The sequence below is a fragment of the Mesorhizobium sp. M2A.F.Ca.ET.037.01.1.1 genome (assembly GCF_003998075.1).
Lineage (GTDB): Bacteria > Pseudomonadota > Alphaproteobacteria > Rhizobiales > Rhizobiaceae > Mesorhizobium.
In genome coordinates this window covers 1-2012 of sequence record NZ_RZSA01001100.1, presented here as the reverse complement: position 1 = coordinate 2012, position 2012 = coordinate 1, and the positions used below count along the sequence as shown (strand labels likewise).

General features: G+C 64.6%; 4 protein-coding genes and 1 pseudogene. 1 reads left to right on the top strand and 4 read right to left on the bottom strand.

The genetic code is table 11. From position 1 onward, the window contains the following. A partial coding sequence (locus EOA27_RS33870) for an aquaporin (RefSeq protein WP_189562249.1) occupies positions 1–247 on the bottom strand: 247 nt, incomplete at its 3' end. 32 nt (positions 248–279) lie between these two features. Next, on the bottom strand, positions 280–630 hold the full coding sequence (locus tag EOA27_RS33865; RefSeq protein WP_126078078.1) for a metalloregulator ArsR/SmtB family transcription factor: 351 nt from the start codon (positions 628–630) through the stop codon (positions 280–282). A gap of 42 nt (positions 631–672) precedes the next feature. On the opposite strand from EOA27_RS33865, the pseudogene EOA27_RS33860 reads away from it, so the two are divergent. Next, a pseudogene (locus EOA27_RS33860) lies at positions 673–1193 on the top strand (DUF6428 family protein). Positions 1194–1428: 235 nt separating this feature from the next. Here EOA27_RS33860 and EOA27_RS33855 read toward each other — a convergent pair. Continuing rightward, on the bottom strand, positions 1429–1701 hold the full coding sequence (locus EOA27_RS33855) for a PilZ domain-containing protein (RefSeq protein ID WP_126078080.1): 273 nt from the start codon (positions 1699–1701) through the stop codon (positions 1429–1431). 140 nt (positions 1702–1841) lie between these two features. After that, the gene (locus EOA27_RS33850) at positions 1842–1991 is read right to left on the bottom strand and encodes a histidine phosphatase family protein (protein WP_281059507.1); all 150 of its coding nucleotides are present in this window, start codon (positions 1989–1991) and stop codon (positions 1842–1844) included. Positions 1992–2012: the final 21 nt, after the last annotated feature.

Sequence of the window (2012 nt, the reverse complement as noted above, 5' to 3'; positions counted from 1 at the left end):
CAGGAGACCGGTTGAGGCAGAACACCAGCGAAACCGCGGGATTGAAATGCGCGCCGGAGATCGGACCGAGGATGGTGATCAACACCACCAGCATGGCGCCGGTCGCGAGCGTGTTGCCGAGCAGCGCCAGCGCGGTGTCGTGCGTCAGCGTCTCGGCCATGATGCCGGAACCGACGACCGTCGCCACCAGCAGTCCGGTGCCCAGGGCTTCGGCGACGAACCGGCGCAATGGATCGAAGCCGCTCATCGGTTTGCCATGCTGGGCCAAGGGCGCGGCAGTCATTGCGTGGTCCCCTCGCCCGGCCGGCAGCAAGGCGCGGCAAGCGCCAGCGCGCAGATCTCCGGGCGGCCCGAGCAGCAATCCTCCATCAGGAAACGGATCAGGCCGGACAGCGCGTCGTACTCGGCGCTGTAGACGATCGAGCGGGCATCACGCCGCGCGGTGACGAGGCCGGACCGTTCCAGTTCCTTGAGGTGGAAGCTGACATTGGAGGGCGAGACCTCCACCTGTTCGGCGAGCGAGCCGGCGGAAATGCCTTCCGGTCCGGCAACGACCAACAGGCGCAGCAGGCGCAGGCGGGTTTCCTGCGACAGCGCGCCAAAGGCGATCAGGGCTTGACGTTCATCCACGTTTCGATAATCCTTGAAATATTGAAATGAGGAATAGCCGACATGCTGTCTTCTGACAATCATAAAAACGCCGCCCCGATCGACCCCTCCGACCTGACCATCGGCGACCTGCTGGGCGCGCTGGCCGACTACAAGGACAGGCCGCTGGTGTTCCGCTATGACGGGCAGACGGTTAAGCCAGGCTATCATGTCACCGAGGTGAAGGCGGGCCAGTTCTCGGCGCTGGATTGCGAGGCCAATCCGGAATCATGGTCGGAGATCTTCGTCCAGCTATGGGACGTGGACGAAGGCGGGCCGGTCCATATGCCGGCCGGCAAGTTCGCGGCGATCATCCGCAAGGTCTCGGATCACGTGGCTCTCGACCAGTCGGCGAGCTGACCTTCGAGGTCAGCGACGGGATCCGCCCGATGGAGCTGCACCGCGCAGCCCAGCCAAGCGTCGTTGGCGGCGCTATCGAGGTCGTGCTTTCGCCACGGCCAGCGAGCTGCAAGCCGCGTGACCGCTGGCTGAAGGAACAGGCGGCCGCTGGCAAGCCGTGCTGCGGAGAGAACAGCTGCTGCTGACCCGGCGAACGGCGCAGAGCGCCGCCGTGCTTTAGAATCTGATCATGCCATTGTGCTGCAACAAATAGAGGGCCACGAGAATGATAGCGATCAGCGCCACCCAAACGGCTGTCCTGCTCATGCACGAATCCCAATTGATCGGCCCCCATGAACGCACGCGCCACGGTTGCGTTCCCGATGTGCCGGGTTGCATGCCGTCCGGACAGGATCAAGTCGCGAATTGCTGAGAACCGCGTCAGTCCTTCGGCGCGTTGCTGTAGAGCGCCACGCCGATGCGGTCGTTGCGCCGCCACCGCACCAAGGCGCGATAGGTCATATCGTCGGCTGGGACCTCGAGCAGGAAGCGTTCCGGGATCTCCGTATCGGCGGCGACGCGCAACTCCGCGCCCTGCTCGTGCTGATTCCTGACCGAGCAGCCGATCCTGACGGCACCGGCAATGATCGTGGCTTCCTTGAGCACGAATTCGCGCGCATGAAGACGGCGCTCGGTCTCGGGATAATTGGCCATATCCGGCGGCTCCTAAGGCAAGGCTCTCCTCGCCACTGGGCAGCACCATAGCAGCAAGGCGTTTCCGTTCCGTTAGCGGTTGCTGAAACAGCAGGATTCGTCTGCACCGCGGCCCATTAGCAGAAAAGCTGTTTCCGGCGCTATCTCGCGCCGGCGACCCCGCTCGCGTGCAGCACCCAGCGGCGGCCGTCGTTGCGGAACTCGGTGAGCGACAGCGGCTCGATGTCGATCTTCCAGACCGAGGAGAGCGGCGCGCCCAGCACATGCACGATGGCGGCGCGGATCGGCACGGCCTGGGTGAGCGCGACGGT